The organism is Azospirillum tabaci, from assembly GCF_014596085.1.
GTDB classification, from domain to species: Bacteria; Pseudomonadota; Alphaproteobacteria; order Azospirillales; family Azospirillaceae; genus Azospirillum; species Azospirillum tabaci.
The window spans coordinates 165,517-189,528 of record NZ_JACCJY010000007.1 but is presented as its reverse complement, the minus strand read 5'-3'; the positions used below and the strand labels follow the sequence as shown (position 1 = coordinate 189,528).

The window sequence follows — 24,012 nt, the reverse complement described above, 5'->3', positions numbered from 1 at the left end:
CGTCATAAATAATCATATCCGTTACCCCGTCCGCGTGTTTGACGGTCAACACCGCGCCGGTCACAGTTTGCCGGGTGCAGCGGGGCCGGTTCAGGCTTGAAAACGCCGCACGATTCCAGACATGGCCGTGCATTCCTGCGTAAAGGGCTGAGTGATGGTCCGTATCGCATGGCGGAGTGCAGCGTCTCGTCGCTGGATTTTAAAATAATCGTGGAAGCGGTTTGGCGTGATGTCTCCGCAGACTGCCGCGGCCCGGTCGAATTCCCCGGTCAACTCCATGGAGAGGCTCAATGACGTCCACGACTGAGCGCGTTCTTGTGACAGGCGGCGCCGGGTTCATCGGATCGCACCTGTGCGAGCGTCTTCTGGCCGCCGGGAAAGAGGTCCTGTGCGTCGACAACTATTTTACGGGCGCGCGTTCGAATATTGCGCATCTGCTGGACAACCCGAAATTCGAGGCGGTGCGCCACGACATCACCTTCCCCCTCTATGTGGAGGTTGACGAGATCTACAACCTCGCCTGCCCGGCCTCGCCGGTGCATTACCAGTTCGACCCGGTGCAGACGACCAAGACCAGCGTGCACGGCGCCATCAACATGCTGGGGCTGGCCAAGCGGGTGAAGGCGACAATCCTCCAGGCATCGACCAGCGAGGTCTACGGCGATCCCTTCGTCCATCCGCAACGCGAGGACTATTGGGGCAATGTGAATCCCATCGGCCCGCGCGCCTGCTACGACGAGGGCAAGCGCTGCGCCGAGACGCTGTTCTTCGACTACAACCGGCAGCACAAGGTCCCGATCAAGGTCGCGCGGATCTTCAACACCTACGGCCCGCGCATGAATCCGAACGACGGGCGCGTGGTGTCGAACTTCATCGTCCAGGCGCTGAAGGGCGACCCGATCACGATCTACGGCGACGGCTCGCAGACGCGGTCCTTCTGCTACGTCGACGACCTGGTCGAGGGGCTGCACCGGCTGATGGAAACGGACGGAACGGTGACCGGCCCGGTCAACCTCGGCAACCCCGGCGAATTCACCATTCTGGAACTGGCCGAGACCGTCATCCGGATGACCGGATCGCGCTCCCGGATCGAGCGGCATCCGCTGCCCCAGGATGACCCGCGGCAGCGCAAGCCGGACATCACCAAGGCCAACGCCTACCTGAAATGGATGCCCCACGTGCCGCTCGAAGAGGGGCTGGAGCGCACCATCGCCTATTTCGCCAAGACCTACTTCTGAGCGCGGCGACGCAACTGGCAGCGCCGCCGCATCGCTGGGATGCGGCGGCAGGGAATGGGCCAACAGGGAACGGCGGATGTTCGAACTCCCTTCACGAAACAGCTCGGCGAAGCCGGACTACGGCGCGCGCGTGGGGATGGCCTTCCAAGGCCCACGCCCGGTGTCCGCGTCGCCGGTCGCCGCGGCGGCCTCCGCCCCCGCCCTGCTGTGCGGGCTGGTGGCCGCGGACGCGCTGATGGTCGTCGGGACGGGGCTGGCGGCGGAGGGCATCGCCGCCCGTTTGCTCCGGGCCGCCCCGGCCGATCCGGCACCGTTCGCAGACGCCGTTCATGCTTTCGCGGGCGTCTTCAACGCCGCGGTCGGTCCGCTGGCGGTGCTGTCGCTGATGTGCTTCTACACCGCGGGCTGCTACCGCAACCTTCTCCCCAAGGCGGTGCGGCGGACCATCGGTTCGCACGCCGGGCCGCTGTTCGGGGCGTGGACGGCGGCCTTTCTGGTGCTCGTCCTCATGCTCGGCGTGACGGGGGACCTGCGGCGGCTGGACACGGCGGCGGTGGGGACGTTGTGGCTGTGGTACGGACTCGGCCTGTTCGGGCTGACCGCTCTGCGCAGCCTGTTCCTTCGTTTGGCGCGCGACTGGAATCTCGTCGGCGGCCTGCGGCAGCGGACGCTGCTGGTCGGCACCAACGATCTGGCCTTCGAATGGCTGGACCGGCTCCAGCGGACGGAGGGGGCGGGCTATCAGGTGATCGGCGCGGTGTCCACCGCGGCGGACCGGCCCGCGACCGTGAACGCCCCGCCCCTGACCACCGCCCGGCTGGCCGGGGTGCCGGTGCTGGGAGGCGTGACCGGGCTGGTCGAGCAGGTGCGCAAGAACCGCATCGACCTCGTGGTGGTGGCCCTTCCTTGGAGCGCCGAGGCCGAGATCACCGACATCCTGGAACGTCTGCGCGTCCTCGCGGTGGACGTCCGCCTGCTGCCGCACCGGCTGATCGCCCGCACCGCGGGCCTATCGGTCGACACGACGGCGGGCATCCCGCTGCTGGGGGTCATCCATCACCCGCTGGCCGGCTGGCGCGGCGTGCTGAAACGGTCGGAGGACCTGCTGATCGGCGGCGCGGCGCTGGCCGCGCTGGCGCCGGTCCTGCTGCTCGCCGCGGTGGCCATCAAACTGGAAAGCCCCGGCCCGGTGCTGTTCCGCCAGAAGCGCTTCGGCTTCAACAACGAAGAATTCGAAATCTGGAAATTCCGCACAATGCACACCGACCGCGGTGACCAGTCGGGCGCGCAGCGGACCGTGCGCAACGATCCGCGGGTGACGCGCGTCGGCCGCTTCCTGCGCCGCACGAGCATCGACGAGCTTCCGCAACTCTTCAACGTCCTGCGCGGCGACATGTCCATCGTCGGGCCACGGCCCCATCCCGTCGCCATGAAGGCCGGGGACGTGCTGTACCACGAAGCGGTGGAGAACTACGCCTGCCGCCACCGCGTCCGTCCCGGGATCACCGGCTGGGCGCAGGTGAACGGGCTGCGCGGTGAGATCGACAATCTCCACACCGCCGCCCGCCGCGTCGAACACGACCTCTACTACGTCGACAACTGGTCCCTGGGGTTGGACGCCGAAATCATGGTGCGCACCGCCCTTCTCCTTTTCTGGGACCGCAACGCCTATTGACCGGCGAAGACCCCGAAAGAGCAACGAACAACAGTGAAGGAGTTAGACGTCATGTCCGTCGCCCTTGTCACCGGTTCCTGCGGATTGATCGGGTCGGAGAGTTGCCTGCATTTCGGTGCGCTGGGAATGGATGTCGTCGGCATCGACAACGACATGCGGCGGACCTTCTTCGGCGACGAGGCCTCGACCGCGTGGCAGCGCCAGACCCTGGAGCAGACGCTGCGCCAGCGCTACCGCCACCACGCCATCGACATCCGCGACGCCGCGGCCATCGACGCGCTGTTCGAGCGGCACGGGGCCGCCATCTCCCTGATCATCCACACGGCGGCGCAGCCATCGCACGATTGGGCGGCGCGCGACCCGCAGATGGATTTCTCGGTGAACGCCAACGGCACGCTGAACCTGCTGGAGGCGGCGCGGCGCCACTGCCCGGACGCAGTGTTCATCTTCACCTCGACCAACAAGGTCTACGGCGACACGCCGAACCGCCTGCCGCTGATCGAGACCGAGACGCGCTACGAGATCGACCCGGCGCACCGCTACGCCGGGGGCATCGCCGAGGACATGTCGATCGACGCCACCCTGCACAGCCTGTTCGGCGCCTCCAAGGTGGCCGCCGACGTGCTGGTTCAGGAGTACGGCCGCTATTTCGGCATGAAGACGGTGTGCTTCCGCGGCGGCTGCCTGACCGGGCCGAATCATTCGCCGACGCAGCTTCACGGCTTCCTGGCCTACCTAATGCGTTGCGCCGTCACCGGCACCCGCTACGACGTGATCGGCTACAAGGGCAAGCAGGTCCGCGACAACATCCACAGCAACGACCTGATCGCCGCCTTCCACGCCGTCTACGACGCGCCGCGCAGCGCCGAGGTCTACAACATCGGCGGCGGACGGGCGAGCAACTGCTCCATCCTGGAGGCGGTGGCGCTGTGCGAGGAGATCACCGGGCGCCCGATGGATCTGGCCTTCAAGGAGGCCAACCGCATCGGCGACCACATCTGGTGGGTCAGCTCGCTCGACCGGTTCCGGTCCCACTACCCGTCCTGGGACATCCGGCACGACGTTCGCAACATCCTCACCGACATTCACGACAGCAATCGGCGCCGCTGGGGCGTGGAGGCCGTGGCATGATCGACCATGGGAAAAAGGAAGTGCTCGGCGTCTACGTCAACGCCGTCGATTACGAGGCCGGCGTGCGCGCCATCATCGACGCGGCGGAGCAGCAAAAACCCTTCGCGGTCAGCGCGCTTGCCGTGCATGGGGTGATGACCGGAGCGCTCGACCCCGAGCACCGCTACCGCCTGAACGCCATCGACCTCGTGACGCCGGACGGCCAGCCGGTGCGCTGGGCGCTGAATCGGCTGCACGGTGCCGCCCTGCCGGACCGCGTCTACGGCCCGAACCTGATGCTGCGCACCTGCGCGGCGGCGGCGGAGAAGGGGCTTCCCATCTACCTCTACGGCGCCACGGCGGGGCTGCTCGGCACGCTGATCACGGCGCTGACGGAGCGCTTCCCCGGCCTGATCATCGCCGGCGCCCGCCCCTCCGCCTTCCGCACCCTGAGCGCCGAGGAACGCGAGGCGGTGGACCGCGAGATCATGGACTCCGGCGCCCGCATCGTCTTCGTCGGGCTGGGTTGCCCGCGCCAGGAAACCTGGGTCTACGAGCACAAGGCGGCGCTGTCGATGCCGCTGATCGCGGTCGGCGCCGCCTTCGACTTCATCGCCGGCAAACAACCGCAGGCGCCGATGTGGATGCAGAATTCCGGCCTGGAATGGCTGTTCCGGCTGTCCACGGAGCCGCGCCGGCTGTGGCGGCGCTACGTCATGCTGAATCCGGCCTTCCTGTTCTTGCTGGCCTGTCAGGCGGTGCAGATGCCGCTGGTCCGCAGCGGTCAGGCACGGCGTCCGAAAGGAGAGCTTCGATTTGGCTAGACGGTGATCGTTGTTTAGCGGTTGCCAAATAAAAACACCGTTATTACAAATGAAAGTCCTTCCGATGCTGTAATCGTGTGTGCCGTTTTTGGAATGAAACGGTATGGCATTGGCGGATTCTCCTGAATGACCTCGGAACAGCGCCGCGAGACGCGACCCATGCGGCCTGCGCTTCCATGATAGTCGAGGATTCCTGCGATGAGCCTGAAGATCCTGTCGGCGATCGTTGTGCCGCCGCATCTGGCGGTCAGCGGCGCCAGCAAGGCAGCGGAGAAACTGAGCGTCGCGTTGCAGGCGCATGACCGCATCGACATCGCGAACATGGGCATGGCGAGCCGGGTCCCGATGGACCCGGGCAAGCCGGGCGAACGGATCGCGGTGCGGACCTCCAGCCCCTTCGTCGGGCTCGACTCCGTGCTGCCCAACCGCGCGAAGACCCTGTTCTACCAGTCGAGCATCCCGGCGCTGATCCGCCACGGCTCCTACGATCTGGTGCACATCCACAACCCGATCCCGGCGCTGGAGATGATGCGGGTGGCCCGTGCCTGCGTGGCGAAGGGCGTGCCCTACGTGGTGTCCACCCATGGTTTCGTGGAGATCGGCAACCCGGCGGCCTTCCGGCGCATGGACGCGGCGCGGCGGCTGGCCTGGGACCTGCTGATCGACCGTCCGGTCCGCTACGTCGTCCGCAACGCCGCGGCGATTTGCGCGATCTCGCCGGTCGATCTGCCCATCGTCCGCGGCTTCGGCTTCAAGGGGGACGACATCGCCGTCATTCCCTACGGCGTGGACCGCCCGAACGACTGGGGCGCGCCGACCGCGGCCGACCGTGACATCCACCGCAGGTTCGGCATCCCGGAGCGGGGGGAGGACGGCGGCCCCGTCACCGCCTTCTTCCTGGCCAACCACACGGCCAACAAGGGGCTGGGCGTGCTGCTCGACGCCTTCGTGGGCCTGTCGATGCCGTTCCGCCTGATCGTCGGCGGCGAGAAGCGGGACTTCGTCGATTACGAGGCGTACCAGCGCCGCTGCGGGCCGGGCCAGACCATCCACCTCACCGGCAATCTGGCCGAGGCGGAGGTCGCCGCCATGTTCCGCCGCTCCGACCTGTTCGTCTTCCCGACCCTGGCCGACACCTTCCCCAACGTGATCCTGGAGGCCATGGCCTTCGGCGTCCCGGTGGTGGCGAGCCGGGTCGGCGGCATCCCGCATCAGGTCGACGACGGTTGTGCGGTGATCGTGGAGCCGGGCGACCCGCTGGCCCTGCGCGCCGCCGTCGAGCAGCTGGCCGCGGACCCCGAGCGGCGGTTGCGGATGGGCCGCCATGGCCGCCTGCGCGCCGCCCAGCGCTTCGACTGGGCCGCCGCCGCCGCCGACACCCACCGGCTCTATGAAGCGGTGATCCGCCGCCCGGCGGGCGCCGCCGTCCTCAAGGCCGCCTGAACCCCTGCCCAACCGGTAAAAGCCGCAGCAATGGAGAAGAAACCTATGGAAGGCAAGACGCTCGTGACCGGCGGGGCCGGCTTCGTCGGCTGCAATCTGGTCAAGAACCTTCTGGAGGACGGGCGCGACGTCGTCGTCCTGGACGCCCTGCTGCGCCCGGGCAGCGAGCGGAACGCGGCGTGGCTGCAAAGCCTGAACGCCGGCTCCCGCCTGACCTTCATGAAGGCCGACGTGCGCGACTTCACCGCCGTCAAATCCTGCATGGCCGGGGCGGAGGAGGTCTATCATCTCGCCGGGCAGGTGGCGGTGACCTCGTCGCTGGACGATCCGCGCACCGACTTCGACATCAACGCGCTCGGCACCTTCAACGTGCTGGAGGCGGCGCGCCGGATGAAGAACCCGCCGAAGGTGGTCTTCACCTCGACCAACAAGGTCTATGGCGGGCTGGAGCATGTGGCGGTGGAGCAGACCGACAGCCGCTACCGCTTCGTGGACCGTCCGCTCGGCGTCTCGGAGGCGGAGCCGCTGGACTTCCACTCGCCCTATGGCTGCTCCAAAGGGGCGGCGGACCAGTATGTGCGCGACTACGCCCGCATCTACGACCTGCCGACCGTCGTCTTCCGGATGAGCTGCATCTACGGCCCGCGCCAGTTCGGCAACGAGGACCAGGGCTGGGTCGCGCATTTCATCATCTCGGCGCTGGCCGGGCGGCCCATCCACATCTACGGCGACGGCATGCAGGTGCGCGACGTGCTGTTCGTCGAGGATCTCGTGCGCGCCTTCCGCCTCGCCACCGAGAAGATCGAGGTCAGCCGCGGGCAGGTCTTCAACATCGGCGGCGGGCCGGAGAACACCATTTCGGTCTGGCGCGAGTTCGGCGAACTGCTGTCCACCCTGCGCGGCGAGCCGGTCGAAGCCGACTTCTCCGACTGGCGGCCCGGCGACCAGCCCTGCTACGTCAGCGACATCCGCAAGGCGGAGCAGGTTCTCGGCTGGCGCCCGCAGGTGGACCGCGACACCGGCATCCGCCGCCTGTGGGATTGGGCGGAAAGCTACCTCGCCCAGAACAGCCTGCCCACGGACCAGGGCAAGCTGGAACCGGGCCGCATCGCCCTCAGCGCGTAATCCCATTCCTGTGCGGTGGAGGAACCAATGGACGTGCTTGTAACGGGCGGGGCCGGATTCATCGGCTCCCACATCACGCACCGCCTCGTGTCGCTCGGCCACCGGGTGACGGTGATCGACAACGAGTCCACCGGGCTGCGCGCCAACGTGCCGGCGGAGGTGCGCTACATCCGCGGCGACGTGACCAACCCCTCGGACCTCGACAAGGCGTTCGAGCAGTTGCCCGACGCGGTGATCCACATCGCCGGGCAGGTGTCGATCATCCGCGCCTTCAGCAACCCGGTCGGCGACCTGCGCACCAACGTGGAAGGGACGGTGAACGTCCTCCAGCAGTGCGTGGAGCGCGGGGTGAAGCGCCTCCTCTACGCCAGTTCGATGAGCGCCTATGGCAACGCCGAGGTGGTCCCGACGCCGGAGGACACGCCCTGCTCCCCGGTGTCCTACTACGGGGTGACGAAATACGCGGGCGAGCGCTACATCCATCTGACGGCGGCGCGGCCCGACCTTCCGGGCGGTCTCGCCGTCACCTCCTTCCGCATGTACAACGTCTACGGGCCGCGGCAGGCGGTGGACAACCCCTATCAGGGGGTGCTGGGCATCTTCCTGGGCAACATCATCCGCGGCGAGCCGATCAACATCTACGGCGACGGCAAGCAGACCCGCGACTTCGTCTTCATCGACGACGTGGTGGATGCCTGGGTCGGCGCGCTGGACAACCCGGCCAGCCACGGGAAGATCTTCAACCTCGGCAGCGGACGGCAGACCAGCATCAGCGAACTGGCCGACCTGGCGCTGGGGGCTCTGGGTCGGACGCGGGCGGACCATCCCGTGCTCCACCACCCCGAACGTCCGGGCGAGCAGCGCAGCGTGCAGGCGGACGTGACCTATGCCGGGTCGGTGCTTGGCTGGACGCCGCGCACGCGGCTGGAGCAGGGACTGGCGGAAACCGTGCGCTGGGCATTGCGCGAGAATGGGCAAGCGAACGGCATGGCGGAGCGCGCCGTGGCCTGACGGCCACCTTTCGAGCCGGCCAGGGCTGGCTTCGGCCCGGAGCTGGCTTCGGCAACGCCAATAAGGAACAGGAGCGGAATAATGCGGATCGCGGTTGTGGGGACCGGCTATGTCGGCCTCGTGTCCGGCGCCTGCTTTGCCGAATTCGGCATCGACGTGTGCTGTGTGGACAAGGACGAAACGAAAATCCGGCGCCTGAGGGGTGGCGAGATCCCCATCTACGAACCCGGCCTCGACGTCCTTGTGGCGCGCAACATGGCGGCGGATCGTCTGTCCTTCACCTCCGACCTCGCGGTCGCCATGGAGGGGGCGGATGTTGTGCTGATCGCGGTCGGCACCCCCTCCCGTCCCGGCGACGGTGGGGCGGACCTGACCTACGTCCATGCCGCGGCGGCGGAGATCGCGCGGACCATGTCCCGCTACACCGTCATCGTGACCAAATCGACCGTTCCGGTCGGCACCGGGCGCCAGATCGCCGCGCTGGTCCGCGACATCAACCCGCGCGCCGAGTTCGACGTGGTGTCCAACCCGGAGTTCCTGCGTGAAGGTTCGGCCATCGGCGATTTCATGCAGCCCGACCGGGTCGTGATCGGCGCCGAGTCCGACCGGGCGCGTGCGGTGATGGATGCCCTCTACCAGCCGCTGATCCGCGCCGGGACGCCCTTCGTGCGCACCGGCATCGAGACGGCGGAGCTGACCAAATACTCGGCCAACGCCTTCCTGGCCTTCAAGATCACCTTCATCAACGAGGTGGCCGACCTGTGCGAACGGGTGGGGGCGGATGTGCAGGACGTGGCGGCGGGCATGGGGCTCGACGGGCGCATCGGACGCCCGTTCCTGAACGCCGGGCCGGGGTTCGGCGGCTCCTGCTTCCCGAAGGACACGGAGGCGCTGGTGCGCACCGGGCGGCAGCACGGTTCGCCGGTCCGGCTGATCGAAACGGTCGTGGACGTGAACCGGGCGCGCAAGCGGCAGATGGCCGAGCGGATTCTCCAGGCCTGCGGACCGGACATGGCGGGCAAGCGGATCGCCGTGCTCGGCATCACCTTCAAGCCCGACACCAACGACATGCGTGAGGCGGCGAGCCTGGAGATCATCCCGTTGCTTCAGGAGGCCGGGGCGACGGTCCATGTCTACGATCCCGCCGGCATGGAGGAGGGGCGGCACCTGCTGCCCGGCGTGGTCTGGCATGACGATGCCTACGCCCCGCTGGCGGAAGCCGATTGCGTCGCCATCCTGACGGAATGGAACGAGTTCCGCGCGCTGGATCTGGGCCGCGTCCGCAGCCTGATGCGCCGCCCGGTGATGGTCGATCTGCGCAACGTCTACGCTCCGGCGGCCATGGCGGCGGCGGGATTCCACTATTGCTCCGTCGGGCGGCGCGATGCGCGGCCCGACGCGGCGAAGCGGCGCAAGGCGGCGGAGGCCATGCTCCTCAGCAACAGCTTTGCGGGCGATGCCCGTGTCCTGCCCTTCTCCGGACAGCTTGCTGCGGCCGCCTCCGATCTGGCGGATTGACGCGGGCGCTCCGCCCGCCGACTCCGGTCACGCACCGGTGCCCTGAACGGACCGTCCCCGCGGCAGCGGCGGTCCGTCACGGACGCCGGCTGGGATCTCCCGATTCCGAAAGACACAGCCATGGTTGGCTTGGACGCGCTGGCCGGTATCCGTCGAGAGTTCATGCCCCGTGCGCCCTCCGGCGCGCGGGGCGCCGCCATTCCTCCGCACCCGAACGGGCGGACCGGGGGGCGGGCACCGATCGCCGTTCTGCTGATCGACGACCGCTCGCTGTTCGGCGAAAGCCTCGCCGCCGCCATCAACGCCTTCGCGCCGGACGTGGCCGTCAGCCATCGCCGCAGCGCCGCGGCGCTGGCCGATCTTCCGGCCGCCCTGCGCGGCACCGACGTGGTTCTCGTGAGCATCGGGCGCGCCGACCCGGCGAAAGGCAGCGTCGGCCAGCTTCTGGACGCGCTGTCGGGCGGCGGCCCTCATCCTCCCATCGCGGTCCTGGCCGACCGGCCCGGCGCGGCGGTGACCGCCGCCTCGGTGCGCCTCGGCCTGCGGGGGGTGCTGAGTGGCCGGATGCCGCTGGCCGAGGTGATTGCCGCCCTGCGGCTGATCCATGGCGGCGGTACGGTCAGTCCCGATTCCGGTTCAGATCCCGGCTGACCGACTCCTGAGCGGCCGGTTCGGCCGATTGCCAGGCCTTGCGCACCGCCTCGGCGCGGTTGGAGGCCCCCAGCGCCCGCAAGATGCCGCGGACATGAACCTTCGCCGTGTTCTCGCTGATCCCCAGTTCCTGCGCGATGACGCGGTTCGATTTCCCCTCGCGAAGCCGTTGCAGCACGCCGCGCTGACGCGCCGTCAGCGCCGCTGCGCCGGATGGCGCGGGCGGGTCGTCTTCGGTGGCCTCGCGACGCTGCAGCAGGCGGTGGAGGAAGGGGGAGGGGAAGAAGGTGCCGCCGCTCGCGACCAGACGCAGCGCTTCCTGGGCCACGGCGAGGCCGACGTTGGTCGGCAGACACCCCCGTACGCCCAGCCGACTGGCTTCCAAGGGCAGGTCCTCCTCCTCCCCATCGGACAGAACGACCAGCGGCGTGCCACCGAAGGCACCGGCAACGTCGCGCAATGTCGCCAGGACGTTGCCGTTCGGCGGGGTCAGGCTGACGACGTTGCACAGCACGACGGCGGGGGGCGTTCCGGCGGCGAGCATCGCCTTCGCCTCGCCCAGTGACGCCGCGGTCCGCAACTTCAGAGATGGGTCGCGCAGGCTGAGGCCGGCGGACAGGCTTTCACGGGTCAACGGCGTTTCATCCAGAAGAAGGGCCGCGATGCCCCGGCCCCCGTTCACCGCTCCCGGACCGCGTGCGGCGGCACAGGGCGAGGGAACCGCCTTCCCGCTCGATGCCATGAAGCATGCCTCCCAACCCATTCTGCTGGTCTTATGCTGCGCTGCACCCAAGCTTTCGTCAATGTCAATCCCGCGCATAAATAACTACGTCGGACTTTGCCTTTACCTCCTATTTGAAGTGCTTCCATCGGGATGCCGTGTTTTCCGGAGAGGCTTCTGTGTTCACCATCCGGAAGCGCAATGTCTTGTCCTTGTGGTCTTTCCATTGGTCAGAGCGCACCGTTCTCTGATTTGTGCCGTTTGGTCCTGTTCTTTCGATCGCAAAGAAGAGGGTGGCGGACGATGGTCTCCCTCGGTCCGGCAGTGGGGTAAGGTGGAATAAATACCCCACGCCGCTCCCATCCTCACAAAGGCGTACGCGTCCCGGGAAGCACGGTTTCATGGGCGCCGGAATGGGTACGGAATAAAACGCCGACCCGCCGCGACCCTGCATCGAAGTGCGTATTTACCGGGCCGAATGTTCTGGTAACGTTGAATGCATCAAATGCAAACCGCGCAAGCATTCCTGATGATCTTCCAACAGAAACAATCCGTGTGGTCGGCAGGGAAAGGCGCTGAAAATGAAAAAAATGAAATCTTTCCGAGTATCCGCGGGCGGACGCGCTCACCCGAAAATTGAAGCCTCTTTTGCCGGTTGTGGTGGGCAAAGGCCAGCAACCCTGGTTTGACGAGGTGAGGAGAATTGTCGTTTTACGGAAAGGGGAGCGGATGACGACGGAAATCAAGCAGCAACCGGGGATCGCCCTAGGGATCGTGCCAGGGATCGCCCCAGGGATCGCCGTGGTCCTGGTGGACCCGAACAGCCTGACCAGGGATTGCTTCTCGCTCGGCCTTGGCACGCTGTGCCAGGACATGACCGTGCGATCGGTGGCCTCGCTGAAGGACGCCGCCGGTGTGCTGGCACGGGACGGGCGGACCGAGGTCGTGTTGTGCAACATCGGTGCGCAAATGGGACTGAATGACGTCCTGTGCGCGGCCATCCGCGACGCCGTGTCGGCTTGCCTGCCGGTGCCGCTGGTCATCATCTCGGACCGCGACGACGGCGGGATGATTCTGGAAAGCCTGCGCCTCGGCGTGCGCGGCTACATCGTGCCCAGCCTCGGCTTGGGGGTCATGCTGGAGGCGATCCGGCTGGTGGCCGCCGGGGGAACCTTCGTGCCCGCCACGTCCCTGCAATCGCTGATCGCGCCGGTGCCGGGCGGCATCGCCGTTCCGCAGACCCCGCCGCCGGGCGTCTCCGTGCCGGTGACGGACCGGATCGGCGGGCTGACGCCGCGGGAAATGGCCGTGCTGACCTGCATGCGCGAGGGCAAGTCGAACAAGCTCATCGCCTACATGCTGGGCATGTGCGAGAACACCGCCAAGGCCCATGTGCGCAACGTGCTCAAGAAGCTGGGCGCCACCAACCGGACGGAGGCCGCTTTCATGGCGCACGCCCATTTGTCGCGTGGCGCGGCCCTGGAATCGAATCAGCCCTGATTGGGTGGCCCTGATTGGATGGCGCTGCGGAGAAGCGGTGCGGGACCTTTCCCCGCGCCGTTTCTTCTGGCCTGGCTCACTCTTCCTCGCGCATGACCCGGCACACCGCTTCCGTCCGGTTGGTGGCACCGAGCCGCCGCAGGATGTTCCGCACATGCACTTTGACGGTGCTTTCCCGCATCCCCAGCTCGTGGGCGATGACCTTGTTCGGCTTGCCTTCCTGAAGGCATTCCAGGACGGCGAGCTGGCGCGGGGTCAGTTGCGTCAGATGGGGCTTGCCGTTGACCGCGGGTGGCGGGACGGATAAGGCGGCCTGAAGCACCGGGTCCGGCACCCCGGCCTGGTCGGTGATCAACCGGTGCAGGATGGGTGCCGGAACGAAGATGCCGCCCGCCGCGACCAGACGGATCGCCTCCAGCGCCATGGTCAGGCCCACGGTGGTGGAGATATAGCCGTGCGCGCCCTGGCGGATGGCCTCCAGCGCGGTCGCCGTCTCATCGGAATCCGACAGCATGATCAATGGTATGCCGTCCAGCACCTCCAGCAGCTCGGCCAGCCTTGAGCGGAATTCGGGATCGGAGGTGAGCCGCCCGCTGAAATTGGCCAGCGCCACGTCTGGTGCCCCGTCCTGCCGCACCGCGCTTTCCAGATCGGCCAGGGACGCCGCCGTCAGCACCCGCACCCCCCGTCCGCACAGGTTCAGGCTGGTGGACAGGCTTTCCCGCGTCAGCGGCGTTTCGTCGTGCAGGATGGCCGTGACGATCTGATCCTCCCCCAGCGGCCGCGCCCCCCCGGACATCCGGTAATAGGACCCGAACGAGCCGGGGTCGTTCATGGGGGCGGCGGTCAAGGGATTGGCGGCCAGGAGGTGGTTGGAGGCGTAGGATGTGACCGATGGAGCGCGGCGGAAGGCGTTGGGCAGGCGCGTTCCGTCTTTGCACGGCAACATACATAATCTCCCTCAGCCACACGCCATGGACACGCCACTCCGTGGAACCGTCCATGATCGTCGCAAGGGTCGCCGCCGACATCACCGGAGCGATGACTTTGGCGCTGTTCGATCAAATGAACCGGATCAAGCGGGAAGGCGATGCTGCAAGAGGTCTGTGCGACCGCTTCGAACCTATAACATCGCAGCCCGTTTTGACCGTCAATCGCAAACAAGATCATAATACTGTGCGCGGATATCCGCAAAGTACCCCCAAATTAGTAACTTTTTCAAATCTGTAACAGTGGCGCTGAAACCTTTACTTGTCGGGATGCGTGAACTTCGCTCCCAAGGAAAGAATGGGCCGAGGGCAAGGTCATCGACTCCTGTCCTGGTGGACCATGGAGGGGCAGGTCAGCGACGTCTTCTGTGGAATGCCGGCATGGACGACGCTTCCCGTCTCCTGCCCCTGGGCACGGATGGCGTTCCAGTCGGCCTCCGCGTCGTTCCAGAACCAGACGCGCTTCCCCAAATCCGCCAGATGGTAGCGGTTGCTGTACAGGCGGTTGCCGGCGGCGACCAAGGCGTTGTCGGCGTCCACGTCGGTGACGGCGCCAATGCGCGCGTCGGCGTTGCGGATGACGATGCGGTTTTCGAAGATCTCGTTGCCGACGGCGGGGGTGTAGGGCGCGCGGTCCTGGGACACCACCATCACCGCGTTGCCGTAGCCGCCCGGTACGTCGATGTCGTTGCCGTAGACCTTCACGCCCTGCGCGCTGGAGATCAGGATCTGGGCGCCCCAGAACCAGCCCTGGCCGCGCTGCCCGTTGTCGGCGACCCGGTTGTTGCGGATCACCCCGTCGTAGCTGATCTCGTAGGTGATGCCGTTGTCGGCGTTGCCGAAGACCAGATTGTCCTCGATCACCAGCCGGTGCACGTCGATGTCGGCCCAGATCCCGGCGCCCACATTGTCGTGGACGCAGTTGCCGCGGATGAGTCCGCCGCCGCCGGACTCGGTGATCTTGCCGCCGCCCCCCTCCCAATAGAAGTCGACGCCGGCATAGCCGTTGCGGGCGATCTCGTTGCCGGCGATCAGGAAATCCGTCCCCGACCCGGAAAAGCCGGCGTGGCCGTTGTCGATGATGCGGTTGCCGAGGATGCGGCTGCCGCTGCCGGCGTTGACGCCGACGCCATGGTTCAAGCGCAGGACGGTGTTGCGGACGGTCCAGCCGGGGCCGAACTCCGCGTCCACGGCGGCGGCCTGGATCGGGGCTGCGTATTTCTCGATGGTCAGCGTCTGGATAACGACGCCCGACGCCCTGCCACCGAAGGCACGGGGGATGACGCTGGTCTCCACGGTCCGCCCGGTGGGATCGTCGCCGATCAGGATCTCGTCGGCGTCGTAGTCGAAGAACCAGCGCCCCGGTCCGACGGCGGACCGGTTGCCGACATGCAGCATCGGCGTGTCATCGATGAACAGGTCCTCCGGACGGGCGCAGCGGGGAAAGCCGGAGCGGCAGAACTCCGCCGCGTTGACCCAGCCCTCCTGTGTCTGCCCTCGGGCCACCCAGACGGAGCCGCGGCGGACGAAGGCGGTCAGCTTTCGCGCTCCGCTCAGCACGGCACCGGGGGCGCCCTCGAACCGGTTGCGGTCCTTCGGCACGATGGACTGCAGGCGGTGGATACCGGCCTCCAGCCGGAAGCGCGTGCCGGGGGGATGGCGGTCCACCGCCGCCTGGATGTCGTTTCCCGGCCGCAGGGAGATGGTGGGGGGCTCCGCTCCCGCCGCCGTCATCGGAAGGCCGGCAAGAAGGAGAGCCGCCGCCACGAGGTGGACGGGGCGGGGGGAATGCCGCCGGGGCGTGGCGCGTCCGGTTTTCATGGTGGCCTCGTTGCGTCGTCCTGCGGCGATGGGGGCGGCGGACGAAAACGCTACCACGTGGGCCGGACGGCCAGAATCGTCAAACCGGACGATCGACCTTCGTCGGCTCAGGGTCTTAACCGGAGGGAACCGGAGCGGTCGCAGGCCGTTGCCCAAGGGCCTCCCCAATCGTTCGAGAGCGTGCCATGGCCTCCCGCATCGAGGACTACGCCCTTCTGGGAGACTGCGAGACCGCAGCCCTTTTGTCCCTCGAAGGCTCCATCGACTGGCTGTGCTGGCCGCGCTTCGATTCCGACGCCTGCTTCGCCGCGCTGCTGGGCACGCCGGAGAACGGGCGCTGGCTGCTGCGTCCGAGCGATCCCGACGCCCGCACGACCCGGCGCTACCGCGGCGACAGCCTGATCCTGGAAACGGAGTTCGAGACGGCGGAGGGCGCGGTCACGATGATCGACTTCATGCCCCCGCGCGGCGCGGCGTCGGACGTCGTGCGCATCCTGCGCGGGCGGCGCGGGCGCGTCGCCATGCGGATGGACCTGACGCTGCGCTTCGGCTACGGGCACGTCGTGCCGTGGGTGACGCGGATCGGCCCACACACCCTGCGCGCCATCGCCGGGCCGGACATGGTCGTTCTGCACACCAGCGCCCCGATCCATGGCGAGGATCTGAGCACCGTCGCCGACTTCACCGTGGCGGAGGGTGAGAGCATCAGCTTCGTGATGACCTATTCCCCCTCGCACCTGCCATTGCCGCAGCCGGTCGATGCCGAGCAGGCCCTGACCGAGAGCGAGCGTTTCTGGGAGGAGTGGAGCGGGCGCTGCGCGTACAGCGGCCCCTGGCGGGACGCGGTGGTGCGCTCGCTGGTCACGCTGAAGGCGCTGACCTACCGCCCGACCGGAGGCATCGTCGCGGCGCCGACCACCTCCCTTCCCGAACAGCTCGGCGGGGTGCGGAACTGGGACTACCGCTACTGCTGGCTGCGTGACGCCACTTTGACCCTGCTGGCGCTGATGAACGCCGGCTATCTGCAGGAGGCGCGGGACTGGCGCGACTGGGGCATGCGCACCATCGCCGGCAGTCCCCAACAAATCCAGATCATGTACGGCATCGCCGGGGAGCGGCGTTTGCTGGAATGGGAGGTGCCCTGGCTGCCGGGCTACGAGGGCGCGAGTCCGGTCCGCGTCGGCAACGCCGCGGCTCCCCAGCTCCAGCTCGACGTCTATGGCGAGATGATGGACGCGGCGCATCAGGCGCGGATGCGCGGCATCGAGATCAGGCCGGAAGCCTGGCGCGTGCAGTGCGCCTTGCTCGACCACATGGAATCGGTGTGGGACCAGCCCGACGAGGGCATTTGGGAGGTGCGCGGCGGCGCGCGGCATTTCACCCATTCCAAGGTGATGGCCTGGGTCGCCGTTGACCGCATGGTGAAGAGCGCGGAGAAGTTCGGCCTGGACGCGCCGCTGGATCGCTGGAAGGCGCTGCGGCTGGCCATTTTCGAGGATGTCTGCGCCAAAGGCTATTCGAGGGAGCGGAACAGCTTCGTCCAGTATTACGGCGCCAGCCACGTCGACGCGGCGCTGCTGATGCTGCCGATGCTCGGTTTCCTGCCGGTGGACGATCCCCGCATCCGGGGCACCGTCGCCGCCATCGAGCAGGAGTTGCTCCGGGGCGGGTTGGTCATGCGCTACCGGACGGAAAGGACCGACGACGGGCTTCCCGACGGGGAGGGGGTGTTCCTCGCCTGCTCCTTCTGGCTGGCCGACGTCTATGTGCTGCAAGGGCGTCAGGCGGAGGCCGAGGCGCTCTTCAACAGTCTGCTCGCCCTGCGCAACGATTTGGGGCTGTTGTCGGAGGAGTACGACACGACGGCGAAGCGGCTGGTCGGCAACTTCCCGCAGGCCTTCTCGCACATCGCCCTGATCAACACCGCCTTCAATCTGACCCGCGCCGAGAAGCCGGCGGAGCAGCGCCAGGACGGGGACTGACGGCGGACAGGAAAAGCCCCTCCCGCCGGCGAAGGCGGGAGGGGCGCGCCGGGCACGGTCAGCGGATGTTGCTGCCCGTGGTGCTGCTGGACGTGCTGGTGCGGCTGGTGCTGTCCGCGGTTCCGGAGGTTCCGCTCATGCCGGTGCCGCTGGTGCCGGACATGCCGGTCCCGGACGTGCTGGAGGTTCCGGACGTGCCGGACGTGCCCGTTGTGGACCCGCTCATCCCGGTGCTGCCCATCCCGGTGTTGGAAGACCCGGTGGTGCCGAGCCCGGCCATGGCCGACGCTCCGGCGGTGGTGCCGGTGCCGCCGAAGGTCTGCTCGCGGACGCGCAGGTTGTTCTGCACGTGGCGGACGCCGGAGATGGTCTCGGCCATGTCCTCGGCGCGGCGCTTGGTGCGGCGGTTGTCCACGGTGCCGCTCAGCGTGACCTCGCAGTTGCTGACGGTCACGTCGATCTCCGATGCGTCGATGTAAGGATCGTCGGTCAGACGGTCGTTCACATCCTCGCGGATGCGGTCGTCGGAGCGGGTGTAGCCGCGCGGGCCGCGGCCCCGATGGTGCTGGGCGCCGGCATCGTCGTTGCGGGCATCCATGCGGCGGCGGCGTTCCGCATCCTCGTCTCCGAACCAGGAGGCCACCTCGTCGCCCGCCCGTTCGAAGAAACCGCGATCCTCGTTGCGGCCGTAACCGCTGCCGCCGCCATAACCCATCCGGCCGTAATCGCGGTTGCCGTAGTCGCGGCTGCTGTAGTCCCGGTTTCCGTAGCCGCGGGACCCGTAATCCATGCCGCCGTAGTCGCGGCTGCCATAATCGGAACGCCCGAAGCCGCCGCGGTAGCCGAAGTCCTGACCATAGTCGCTGCGGTCTTCGTAGTTTTGGCGGTCGTCGCGGGAGCGCCAGTCGCGCTGGCCCTGGCCGAAGGAACCGCGGGAGCCGTAGTCGCGGCCCCCATAATCGCGGCTCCCATAATCACGGCCCCCATAATCACGACTGTAGTCGCGACTGCCGGAGCCCTGGCCGTAGGAGCCTTGACCATAGGAGCCCTGGCCGTAATCACCCCGGCCTTCCTGCTGGCGCCAATAGTCGCGGCCATAATCGAAGCCTTCGCGGCCCTGGCCCTCATAGCCGTAGCCGGGCTGGCGGCCCCCGCCACCCATCATGCTGGAACGGCCAGACTGGCCCGATCCGGATTGGCCCCAATTCGATTGACCGAACTCGTCACGGCCACGGTTCTGGTAAGAACCGGCGCTCCACTCGCGGCTTTCGCCGCGTCCGCGGTCGCGCTCCCACCGGTCGTCGTCGCGGCGGTAGCCCTGATCGTTCCTCCACCTGGATTCATAGTCGGACATGGGATGCTCCCCACTTGGACGGTGCCCGTTCGCCGGGCGTTCGAAAACAACAGGGGAGGCGGCGAAGGATCGCGGCCCGGCGGTGGCTTTGCCATGTCTTTGGCCACGTCTTTGGCCACGTCTTTGGTTATGTCTTTGCCATGCGCCCAGAACAGGCCAGCCAACCGGAGCGCTCTGAGGAGCCCGCAACCCCAGCATCCACGCCGCCTGCGCCGTTCCGCGCGAACGCAGCGGACGATCGGGGTCCAGCGCCCCCTTGAACGCCGCGGCGAAGGAAACATATGTGCAACATCGCCGGCGGATGGCCGTAACCTTCGGGTGACCGACCGGCGAACCCCTTTCCGGGTCATGATTCAGCGGTTGACCGGCGTCTTCATCTGGATTACTGGCTCGAACACCGCTCTCCCTGGCCGGTTCGGCCGGCCGCCTCGACCCATCCCCACGGTCCTGGCGCCGCCGATGGCCGGGGAGACCCCCGAGATCCGCATCGACACGCGATGCACGCCCGTCCGGCAGCGTTGAATGCCGGCTGAGATGTTGTGAAGCAGAAGGACGAATGACGTTTGATAACAAGCGCCGCCGCGCGGCGCCCAAGGGCGGCAACCGCCCGAACTCGAATTTTGGCGGCAACCGCCCGAACACGATTGTTGGCGATGTGCGCAGCGGCAAGTCCGGCGGCCCGCGTTTCCAGAAGAACCAGAACCCCAAGCCCTACGAGCGCCCAAAGGCGACCCGTCCGCCCGGCGCGCCGGTACCCGGCCCGGTGCCGGGCAACGACGAAATCCTGTTCATCCCGCTCGGCGGCTGCTCGCGCATCGGCATGAACATGGCGCTCTACGGCCATGCCGGAAAATGGCTGATCGTGGACGCCGGCGTCGCCTTCATGGGCGACGAGGCGCCGGGCATCGACAGCCTGATGGCCGATCCCTCCTTCATCGAGGAGCGGATGGACGAGGTGGTCGGACTGGTCGTCACCCACGCCCACGAAGACCACATCGGGGCCATCCACCATCTGTGGCCGGGGCTGGAATGCCCGATCTACGCGACTCCCTTCGCCGCGCACGTGATCCGTGACCGGCTGAAGGAGACCGGCGGCCTGCGCCACGCCCGCATCCGGGTGTTCGAGCCGGGCGCCTCCTTCGAGATCGGCCCCTTCGGCATCGAGACGATCACCGTCACCCACTCGATCCCCGAGCCGGTGTCGGTGGCGATCCACACCAAGGCCGGCACGGTCCTGCACACCGGCGACTGGAAGTTCGATCCGCACCCGCTGGTCGGCCCGACCATGGATCTGGACGCGCTGAAGCGGCTGGGCGACCGGGGCGTGCTGGCGATGATGTGCGACAGCACCAACGCCAACGTCGACGGCACCACGGGGTCTGAGGCGGACGCCCGCGCCGGCCTGATCGAGGCCTTCGCCGGGCGCAAGGGCGCCATCGCGGTGACCGGCTTCGCGTCCAACGTCGCCCGCATGCAGGCGGTGGCGGAGGCCGCGGCGGCCCATGACCGCAAGGTGGTGCTGGTCGGCCGGTCGATGCTGCGCATGGAGAAGGCGGCCCGCGCCAGCGGCTATCTGGAGAAGGCTCCGGAGTTCATCTCCATCATGGAAGCCTCCTGGACGCCGCGCCGGAACCTCGTCTTCCTGTGCACCGGAAGCCAGGGCGAGGAACGGGCGGCGCTCAGCCGGCTGGCCCGCGACGGCCATCGCGACCTCTGGCTGGAGAGCGGCGACACGGTGATCTTCTCCGCCCGCGCCATCCCCGGCAACGAGGTGGTGCTGGCCGACGTGCAGGACCATCTGAAGGCCAAGGGCGTGACGGTGGTGACCCCGGCCGACGCGCCGGTGCATGTGTCGGGCCACCCGAAGCGGGATGACCTGATCCGCATGTACGACCTGATCCGCCCGCGCTTCTCCGTGCCGGTGCACGGCACCATCGAGCATCTGGAGGCCCACGCCCGCCTCGCCCGCGCCTGTGGCGTGGAGCGGGCGCTGGTTCCGGAGGACGGCGACATCCTGCGGATCGCGCGGGAAGGCACCGCGGTGATCGGCCATATGGAGGCCAAGCGCCTCGCCAACACCGGGCGCGAACTGATCCCCTGGACGGGTCTCCCCGTCGCGGAGGATGCGGACGCCTTGGCGGAAGCCCTGGAATCGATGGCCGCCTGACGCGGCCATCCTTCCTTACCGTCACGTTTCATAGGGCCACGAAACACCAGAAGGGGGACACCCGCCCTCCGTTCGCGCGCACCAGGGGCCGGTTCACGGCCCTGTTTTTTCTTGGAGAGTTGCCCATGGCTGGCTATCCCGCCGACCGGCTTTCCTTTCCCGACATCCTCGATCCGGTGCTGGAAGCGCCGGAGGGGGATGACACAGCCCTCGATCGCGCCATCAACGAGGTGGCCGAGGCGCTGGCCGACAGCGGGACCCTGATCGTCGATGCTTTGGGCCAGGCGGCCTACGGCGTGACGGACGAGGAGGCCGTTCTCGGCCTGATCGACACCTACATCCGCGTCCTCCTGCATCTCGGCGAGGTGGAAGAAGCGGCGGACATGGGCGAAGTGATCGAGCGCATCCAGCGTTTTCAGCGCCGCCGCAAGCGCCGCGGTTCGCGCGCCTCCTGACCCTATGCCCTCCTTGGACCGGCCCTCTCAGACTGGTGGGACGGTTCCGCCGGTCAGCCAGCGGGTCGCCAGGGCGCGCAGCCGCGCGGTCTGCTGCCGCTGGCGGTAGACGGACACGGCGTAGCCGATCCAGGTGAAGCCGACGATCACCACCCAGAAGCCGAACAGATAGCGCCAGTCCGCCCCCGCGGTCAGCAGCACCAGCAGGACCAGCGTCACCACCCCCGCCACCACCCCGCCGATGATGCGCATCCGCAGGAAGGCGGCCTCGTCGCTCTGTTCGAAATCCTCGGCCAGCGCCTGGATTTCCAGTCCGGCCTGACGGCGGGCCTCCGCCGCCGGGTTCAGCGCATCCATGCCATCTCCATTCCGTTTTCGGGCTTTGGACCCCAGGCGCGATGATCCGTCACATTCGCCTGCTATGAAAGGAAGAACAGGCGAAACGCGCTTCCGGCCCTCCGCCTCTGAGGGGTGGGGTTGTGGCGCGCGTGGGCCGCTTCGGGGGAGTCTCGAACCATGCAGACCGGCTATGTGCGCACCTACGAACGCATCGCCCCGCTCTACGACGCCCTGGACCTCGGCTACGAGGTGATGTGGAAGCGGCGCCTGCGGCAGGGCACGTTCCGCGGCCTGTCCGGGCGCATCCTCGACGCCGGGGCGGGCACCGGCTGCAACATCCCCTTCTACCCCGCCGGCGCCCGCGTGACCGCGGTGGACGCCAGCCCGGCCATGCTCGCCCGCGCCGCGAAGCGGGCGGACAAGCTGGGGCGGGCGGTGGAGTTCCGGGTGCTGGATCTGGCCGCCACCGGCTTCCCCGACGGCCATTTCGACCATGTGGTGGCGACCTTCGTCTTCTGTGTCCTGCCGGAGGAGCTTCAGGTGCCGGTGTTGCGCGAGATGCGGCGCATCCTGAAGCCGGAGGGGACGCTGCGCATCCTCGACTACACCCAGTCGGAGCGCTCGGCGGCACGGCTGTGGATGCGCGTGGTGTCGCCCTGGCTGAGCTTCGCCTTCGGCGCCCGCTACACCGCCGGGTACGAGGCCCATCTGCCGCAGGCGGGCATGGGGGCGATGGACAGCCGCTTCGTGATGGGCGACTACGTGAAGCTGGTGGAGGCCCGCGCGGCCTGACCCGCCGGGCCTTTTCTCAGCCGCTCAGCCGGCGCGCCGTTGCTCGTGCGCCGGGCCGCCGCCGAAATGGTCGAGCGCCTGGGCGAGCGCGTCGTCGAACACCTCCGCCTTCTCGGTGAAGTAGTCGAAGTAGCCGTAATGGCGGCGCAGCGGCAGTTCGGTCAGGGAGCGGATGCGGTAGGCCGGGTCGTTCAGCGTGCCGCGCTCCATCAGTTCGATCACCCGGTGCAGCCGCGCCACTTCCGCCTTGTAGGAGTTGGCGAACCACTGGCGGATCTTCCAGTTCTCCACCTCCAGCTGGTTGCGCGGCACCGGCCCGATCCAGGAGACGGGGAAGGGGGCGGCCACCGTCACCTCGTCGAAGCCGTGCAGTTCCGACAGAATGATGCTGCGGTGGTAGGCGCCGTCGATCAGCCCGCCGGGGGCTTCCTCGAAACCGTAGAGATAGAGCCAGAGGGCGCTTTCCACCGCGTCGGCGGTGATGTCCTCCAGCCCGACCTCCCCGGCCATCAGGCGCCGGGCGGCGGCGTTGCCGTGAAGCAGCCCGTTGCCGGAGCGGAAATCGTAGGTGTTGAAGACGACGCCGACCTCGGCCTCGTTCAGGGTGCGGGCGATCTCGGCCACGGTGTCGCGGTCGCGCACCGGGGCGTATTGGCGGGCCGGCATCAGCCGTTCCAGCACCGCCGAGGGCGACAGCGGGACATCCAGCCAGCGCCGCGCATGCTCGCCCAGCACCGGGCGGAACACGCCCTTGTGCCCGAACATGGCGGTCTGCCAAGCCTGGAGCAGCCCGCCCGACGCCCCGGTGTGTTCGAGAAGCAGGCGGCGCACGTCCTCGCCGCGCAGCCAGGCGGCCAGCACGACGATCTGCCCGGAGGTCACCGTGAACAGGTCGGGCATCCGGTCCAGGCGGTCGAGCGCCGTCAGCACGCCCGCGCCGTGCAGGTTGAACCCACCGAAGCCACCCAGGGCGACCGCTCGTTTCTGCATGTCAAAAACTCCAACCAAAGACCAAACGTCCCGCGAGGCGCCGCTGTCGCGGATCGCCTGCGGGCCATTACTGCCGCTATGTCAGGGAAAATGAGGGCCGTCCGTCGTCAGCCGGCGGCCCGGCCGCCATCCAGGCGGTGAGGATCGAGGTCAGCCGTCCGCCCTGTCAGAAACGCGGCCAGCCGGCCCAGCAGGGACCGGACATGGTCGGCGCGCATCCGCGCGGCCTTGCGGCGGATGATCTGCATGTCGCGTTCGGAGGGAAGGGCGGAAGCGATAGTCGAAGGCGTGTTCATAAGGGACCTCC

Annotated in this window: 22 protein-coding genes; 15 read left to right on the top strand and 7 right to left on the bottom strand. The window is 67.9% G+C overall.

Translation table 11 applies throughout. The features are described from left to right. The first annotated feature begins 290 nt into the window (after positions 1-290). The 9 genes from H0B54_RS11235 (at position 291) to H0B54_RS11195 (ending at position 10,595) form a co-directional block, all read left to right on the top strand. The gene (locus H0B54_RS11235) at positions 291-1,238 is read left to right on the top strand and encodes a UDP-glucuronic acid decarboxylase family protein (RefSeq protein ID WP_094304737.1); all 948 of its coding nucleotides are present in this window, start codon (positions 291-293) and stop codon (positions 1,236-1,238) included. A 76-nt stretch (positions 1,239-1,314) separates the two neighbouring features. Further along, positions 1,315-2,913, top strand: a complete 1,599-nt coding sequence (locus H0B54_RS11230) for an undecaprenyl-phosphate glucose phosphotransferase (RefSeq protein ID WP_188260366.1) — start codon at positions 1,315-1,317, stop codon at positions 2,911-2,913. 51 nt (positions 2,914-2,964) lie between these two features. Then, positions 2,965-4,044 (top strand): NAD-dependent epimerase/dehydratase family protein, encoded by a 1,080-nt coding sequence (locus H0B54_RS11225; RefSeq protein ID WP_188260365.1) that lies wholly within the window; start codon positions 2,965-2,967, stop codon positions 4,042-4,044. Continuing rightward, a complete protein-coding gene (locus H0B54_RS11220; protein ID WP_188260364.1) occupies positions 4,041-4,847 on the top strand; it encodes a WecB/TagA/CpsF family glycosyltransferase in 807 nt (268 codons plus the stop codon). The genes H0B54_RS11225 and H0B54_RS11220 overlap by 4 nt, the downstream gene beginning before the upstream one ends. 198 nt (positions 4,848-5,045) lie before the next feature. After that, a complete protein-coding gene (locus H0B54_RS11215; RefSeq protein WP_188260363.1) occupies positions 5,046-6,290 on the top strand; it encodes a glycosyltransferase family 4 protein in 1,245 nt (414 codons plus the stop codon). Between the two features lie 45 nt (positions 6,291-6,335). Further along, positions 6,336-7,415: a GDP-mannose 4,6-dehydratase gene (locus H0B54_RS11210; protein WP_188260362.1), complete on the top strand. Its 1,080-nt coding sequence runs from the start codon at positions 6,336-6,338 to the stop codon at positions 7,413-7,415. A gap of 27 nt (positions 7,416-7,442) precedes the next feature. Continuing rightward, on the top strand, positions 7,443-8,426 hold the full coding sequence (locus tag H0B54_RS11205) for an SDR family NAD(P)-dependent oxidoreductase (RefSeq protein WP_188260361.1): 984 nt from the start codon (positions 7,443-7,445) through the stop codon (positions 8,424-8,426). An 81-nt stretch (positions 8,427-8,507) separates the two neighbouring features. Then, positions 8,508-9,944 carry a UDP-glucose dehydrogenase family protein gene (locus H0B54_RS11200; RefSeq protein ID WP_188260360.1) on the top strand — a complete coding sequence of 479 codons (1,437 nt, stop codon included), beginning with the start codon at positions 8,508-8,510 and terminating at the stop codon, positions 9,942-9,944. A 120-nt stretch (positions 9,945-10,064) separates the two neighbouring features. After that, on the top strand, positions 10,065-10,595 hold the full coding sequence (locus H0B54_RS11195; protein WP_188260359.1) for a response regulator transcription factor: 531 nt from the start codon (positions 10,065-10,067) through the stop codon (positions 10,593-10,595). Here the strand turns inward: H0B54_RS11195 and H0B54_RS11190 are convergent. Further along, complete coding sequence (locus tag H0B54_RS11190; protein WP_246472469.1) at positions 10,564-11,229, bottom strand: response regulator transcription factor; 666 nt, start codon at positions 11,227-11,229, stop codon at positions 10,564-10,566. The genes H0B54_RS11195 and H0B54_RS11190 overlap by 32 nt on opposite strands. A gap of 816 nt (positions 11,230-12,045) precedes the next feature. Here H0B54_RS11190 and H0B54_RS11185 point away from each other — a divergent pair. Next, positions 12,046-12,816, top strand: coding sequence for a response regulator transcription factor (locus H0B54_RS11185; protein WP_188260357.1), 771 nt, complete (start codon positions 12,046-12,048; stop codon positions 12,814-12,816). 76 nt (positions 12,817-12,892) lie between these two features. Here H0B54_RS11185 and H0B54_RS11180 read toward each other — a convergent pair whose 3' ends face one another. Beyond that, on the bottom strand, positions 12,893-13,765 hold the full coding sequence (locus H0B54_RS11180; protein ID WP_188260356.1) for a response regulator transcription factor: 873 nt from the start codon (positions 13,763-13,765) through the stop codon (positions 12,893-12,895). Positions 13,766-13,818: 53 nt separating this feature from the next. Here H0B54_RS11180 and H0B54_RS11175 point away from each other — a divergent pair, with 53 nt between their 5' ends. Next, complete coding sequence (locus H0B54_RS11175; protein ID WP_188260355.1) at positions 13,819-14,046, top strand: hypothetical protein; 228 nt, start codon at positions 13,819-13,821, stop codon at positions 14,044-14,046. Positions 14,047-14,120: 74 nt separating this feature from the next. Here H0B54_RS11175 and H0B54_RS11170 read toward each other — a convergent pair whose 3' ends face one another. Then, positions 14,121-15,626 carry a right-handed parallel beta-helix repeat-containing protein gene (locus tag H0B54_RS11170; protein ID WP_246472468.1) on the bottom strand — a complete coding sequence of 502 codons (1,506 nt, stop codon included), beginning with the start codon at positions 15,624-15,626 and terminating at the stop codon, positions 14,121-14,123. A gap of 185 nt (positions 15,627-15,811) precedes the next feature. Between H0B54_RS11170 and H0B54_RS11165 the strand changes: the two genes are divergently transcribed. Then, entirely contained in the window at positions 15,812-17,608 is a 1,797-nt protein-coding gene (locus tag H0B54_RS11165; protein ID WP_188260354.1) for a glycoside hydrolase family 15 protein, read from the top strand. A gap of 58 nt (positions 17,609-17,666) precedes the next feature. Here the strand turns inward: H0B54_RS11165 and H0B54_RS11160 are convergent, their stop codons facing one another. Then, positions 17,667-18,962 (bottom strand): BON domain-containing protein, encoded by a 1,296-nt coding sequence (locus H0B54_RS11160; protein ID WP_188260353.1) that lies wholly within the window; start codon positions 18,960-18,962, stop codon positions 17,667-17,669. 556 nt (positions 18,963-19,518) lie between these two features. Between H0B54_RS11160 and H0B54_RS11155 the strand changes: the two genes are divergently transcribed. Together H0B54_RS11155 and H0B54_RS11150 are read left to right on the top strand one after the other, a co-directional pair. Next, positions 19,519-21,129 carry a ribonuclease J gene (locus tag H0B54_RS11155; protein ID WP_246472467.1) on the top strand — a complete coding sequence of 537 codons (1,611 nt, stop codon included), beginning with the start codon at positions 19,519-19,521 and terminating at the stop codon, positions 21,127-21,129. 125 nt (positions 21,130-21,254) lie between these two features. After that, on the top strand, positions 21,255-21,584 hold the full coding sequence (locus H0B54_RS11150) for a hypothetical protein (RefSeq protein ID WP_188260352.1): 330 nt from the start codon (positions 21,255-21,257) through the stop codon (positions 21,582-21,584). 27 nt (positions 21,585-21,611) lie between these two features. On the opposite strand, the gene H0B54_RS11145 is transcribed toward H0B54_RS11150, so the two are convergent. Further along, on the bottom strand, positions 21,612-21,941 hold the full coding sequence (locus H0B54_RS11145; protein ID WP_188260351.1) for a hypothetical protein: 330 nt from the start codon (positions 21,939-21,941) through the stop codon (positions 21,612-21,614). Between the two features lie 159 nt (positions 21,942-22,100). Here H0B54_RS11145 and H0B54_RS11140 point away from each other — a divergent pair, with 159 nt between their 5' ends. Next, positions 22,101-22,715, top strand: a complete 615-nt coding sequence (locus H0B54_RS11140) for a class I SAM-dependent methyltransferase (protein ID WP_188260350.1) — start codon at positions 22,101-22,103, stop codon at positions 22,713-22,715. Between the two features lie 24 nt (positions 22,716-22,739). On the opposite strand, the gene H0B54_RS11135 is transcribed toward H0B54_RS11140, so the two are convergent. Together H0B54_RS11135 and H0B54_RS11130 are read right to left on the bottom strand one after the other, a co-directional pair. After that, positions 22,740-23,705: a hypothetical protein gene (locus H0B54_RS11135; protein ID WP_188260349.1), complete on the bottom strand. Its 966-nt coding sequence runs from the start codon at positions 23,703-23,705 to the stop codon at positions 22,740-22,742. Positions 23,706-23,812: 107 nt separating this feature from the next. Continuing rightward, positions 23,813-24,001 carry a hypothetical protein gene (locus H0B54_RS11130; protein ID WP_188260348.1) on the bottom strand — a complete coding sequence of 63 codons (189 nt, stop codon included), beginning with the start codon at positions 23,999-24,001 and terminating at the stop codon, positions 23,813-23,815. Positions 24,002-24,012: the final 11 nt, after the last annotated feature.

Bases quoted from the DNA above. Each gene is read 5' to 3' on its own strand.
- H0B54_RS11175 (WP_188260355.1), top strand. From the start codon at position 13,819: ATGATCGTCGCAAGGGTCGCCGCCGACATCACCGGAGCGATGACTTTG.
- H0B54_RS11180 (WP_188260356.1), bottom strand. From the start codon at position 13,765: ATGTTGCCGTGCAAAGACGGAACGCGCCTGCCCAACGCCTTCCGCCGC.
- H0B54_RS11215 (WP_188260363.1), top strand. From the start codon at position 5,046: ATGAGCCTGAAGATCCTGTCGGCGATCGTTGTGCCGCCGCATCTGGCG.
- H0B54_RS11195 (WP_188260359.1), top strand. From the start codon at position 10,065: ATGGTTGGCTTGGACGCGCTGGCCGGTATCCGTCGAGAGTTCATGCCC.
- H0B54_RS11210 (WP_188260362.1), top strand. From the start codon at position 6,336: ATGGAAGGCAAGACGCTCGTGACCGGCGGGGCCGGCTTCGTCGGCTGC.
- H0B54_RS11150 (WP_188260352.1), top strand. From the start codon at position 21,255: ATGGCTGGCTATCCCGCCGACCGGCTTTCCTTTCCCGACATCCTCGAT.
- H0B54_RS11205 (WP_188260361.1), top strand. From the start codon at position 7,443: ATGGACGTGCTTGTAACGGGCGGGGCCGGATTCATCGGCTCCCACATC.
- H0B54_RS11145 (WP_188260351.1), bottom strand. From the start codon at position 21,941: ATGGATGCGCTGAACCCGGCGGCGGAGGCCCGCCGTCAGGCCGGACTG.
- H0B54_RS11200 (WP_188260360.1), top strand. From the start codon at position 8,508: ATGCGGATCGCGGTTGTGGGGACCGGCTATGTCGGCCTCGTGTCCGGC.
- H0B54_RS11225 (WP_188260365.1), top strand. From the start codon at position 2,965: ATGTCCGTCGCCCTTGTCACCGGTTCCTGCGGATTGATCGGGTCGGAG.
- H0B54_RS11160 (WP_188260353.1), bottom strand. From the start codon at position 18,962: ATGTCCGACTATGAATCCAGGTGGAGGAACGATCAGGGCTACCGCCGC.
- H0B54_RS11130 (WP_188260348.1), bottom strand. From the start codon at position 24,001: ATGAACACGCCTTCGACTATCGCTTCCGCCCTTCCCTCCGAACGCGAC.
- H0B54_RS11235 (WP_094304737.1), top strand. From the start codon at position 291: ATGACGTCCACGACTGAGCGCGTTCTTGTGACAGGCGGCGCCGGGTTC.
- H0B54_RS11220 (WP_188260364.1), top strand. From the start codon at position 4,041: ATGATCGACCATGGGAAAAAGGAAGTGCTCGGCGTCTACGTCAACGCC.
- H0B54_RS11155 (WP_246472467.1), top strand. From the start codon at position 19,519: ATGACGTTTGATAACAAGCGCCGCCGCGCGGCGCCCAAGGGCGGCAAC.
- H0B54_RS11135 (WP_188260349.1), bottom strand. From the start codon at position 23,705: ATGCAGAAACGAGCGGTCGCCCTGGGTGGCTTCGGTGGGTTCAACCTG.
- H0B54_RS11170 (WP_246472468.1), bottom strand. From the start codon at position 15,626: ATGAAAACCGGACGCGCCACGCCCCGGCGGCATTCCCCCCGCCCCGTC.
- H0B54_RS11185 (WP_188260357.1), top strand. From the start codon at position 12,046: ATGACGACGGAAATCAAGCAGCAACCGGGGATCGCCCTAGGGATCGTG.
- H0B54_RS11140 (WP_188260350.1), top strand. From the start codon at position 22,101: ATGCAGACCGGCTATGTGCGCACCTACGAACGCATCGCCCCGCTCTAC.
- H0B54_RS11165 (WP_188260354.1), top strand. From the start codon at position 15,812: ATGGCCTCCCGCATCGAGGACTACGCCCTTCTGGGAGACTGCGAGACC.
- H0B54_RS11230 (WP_188260366.1), top strand. From the start codon at position 1,315: ATGTTCGAACTCCCTTCACGAAACAGCTCGGCGAAGCCGGACTACGGC.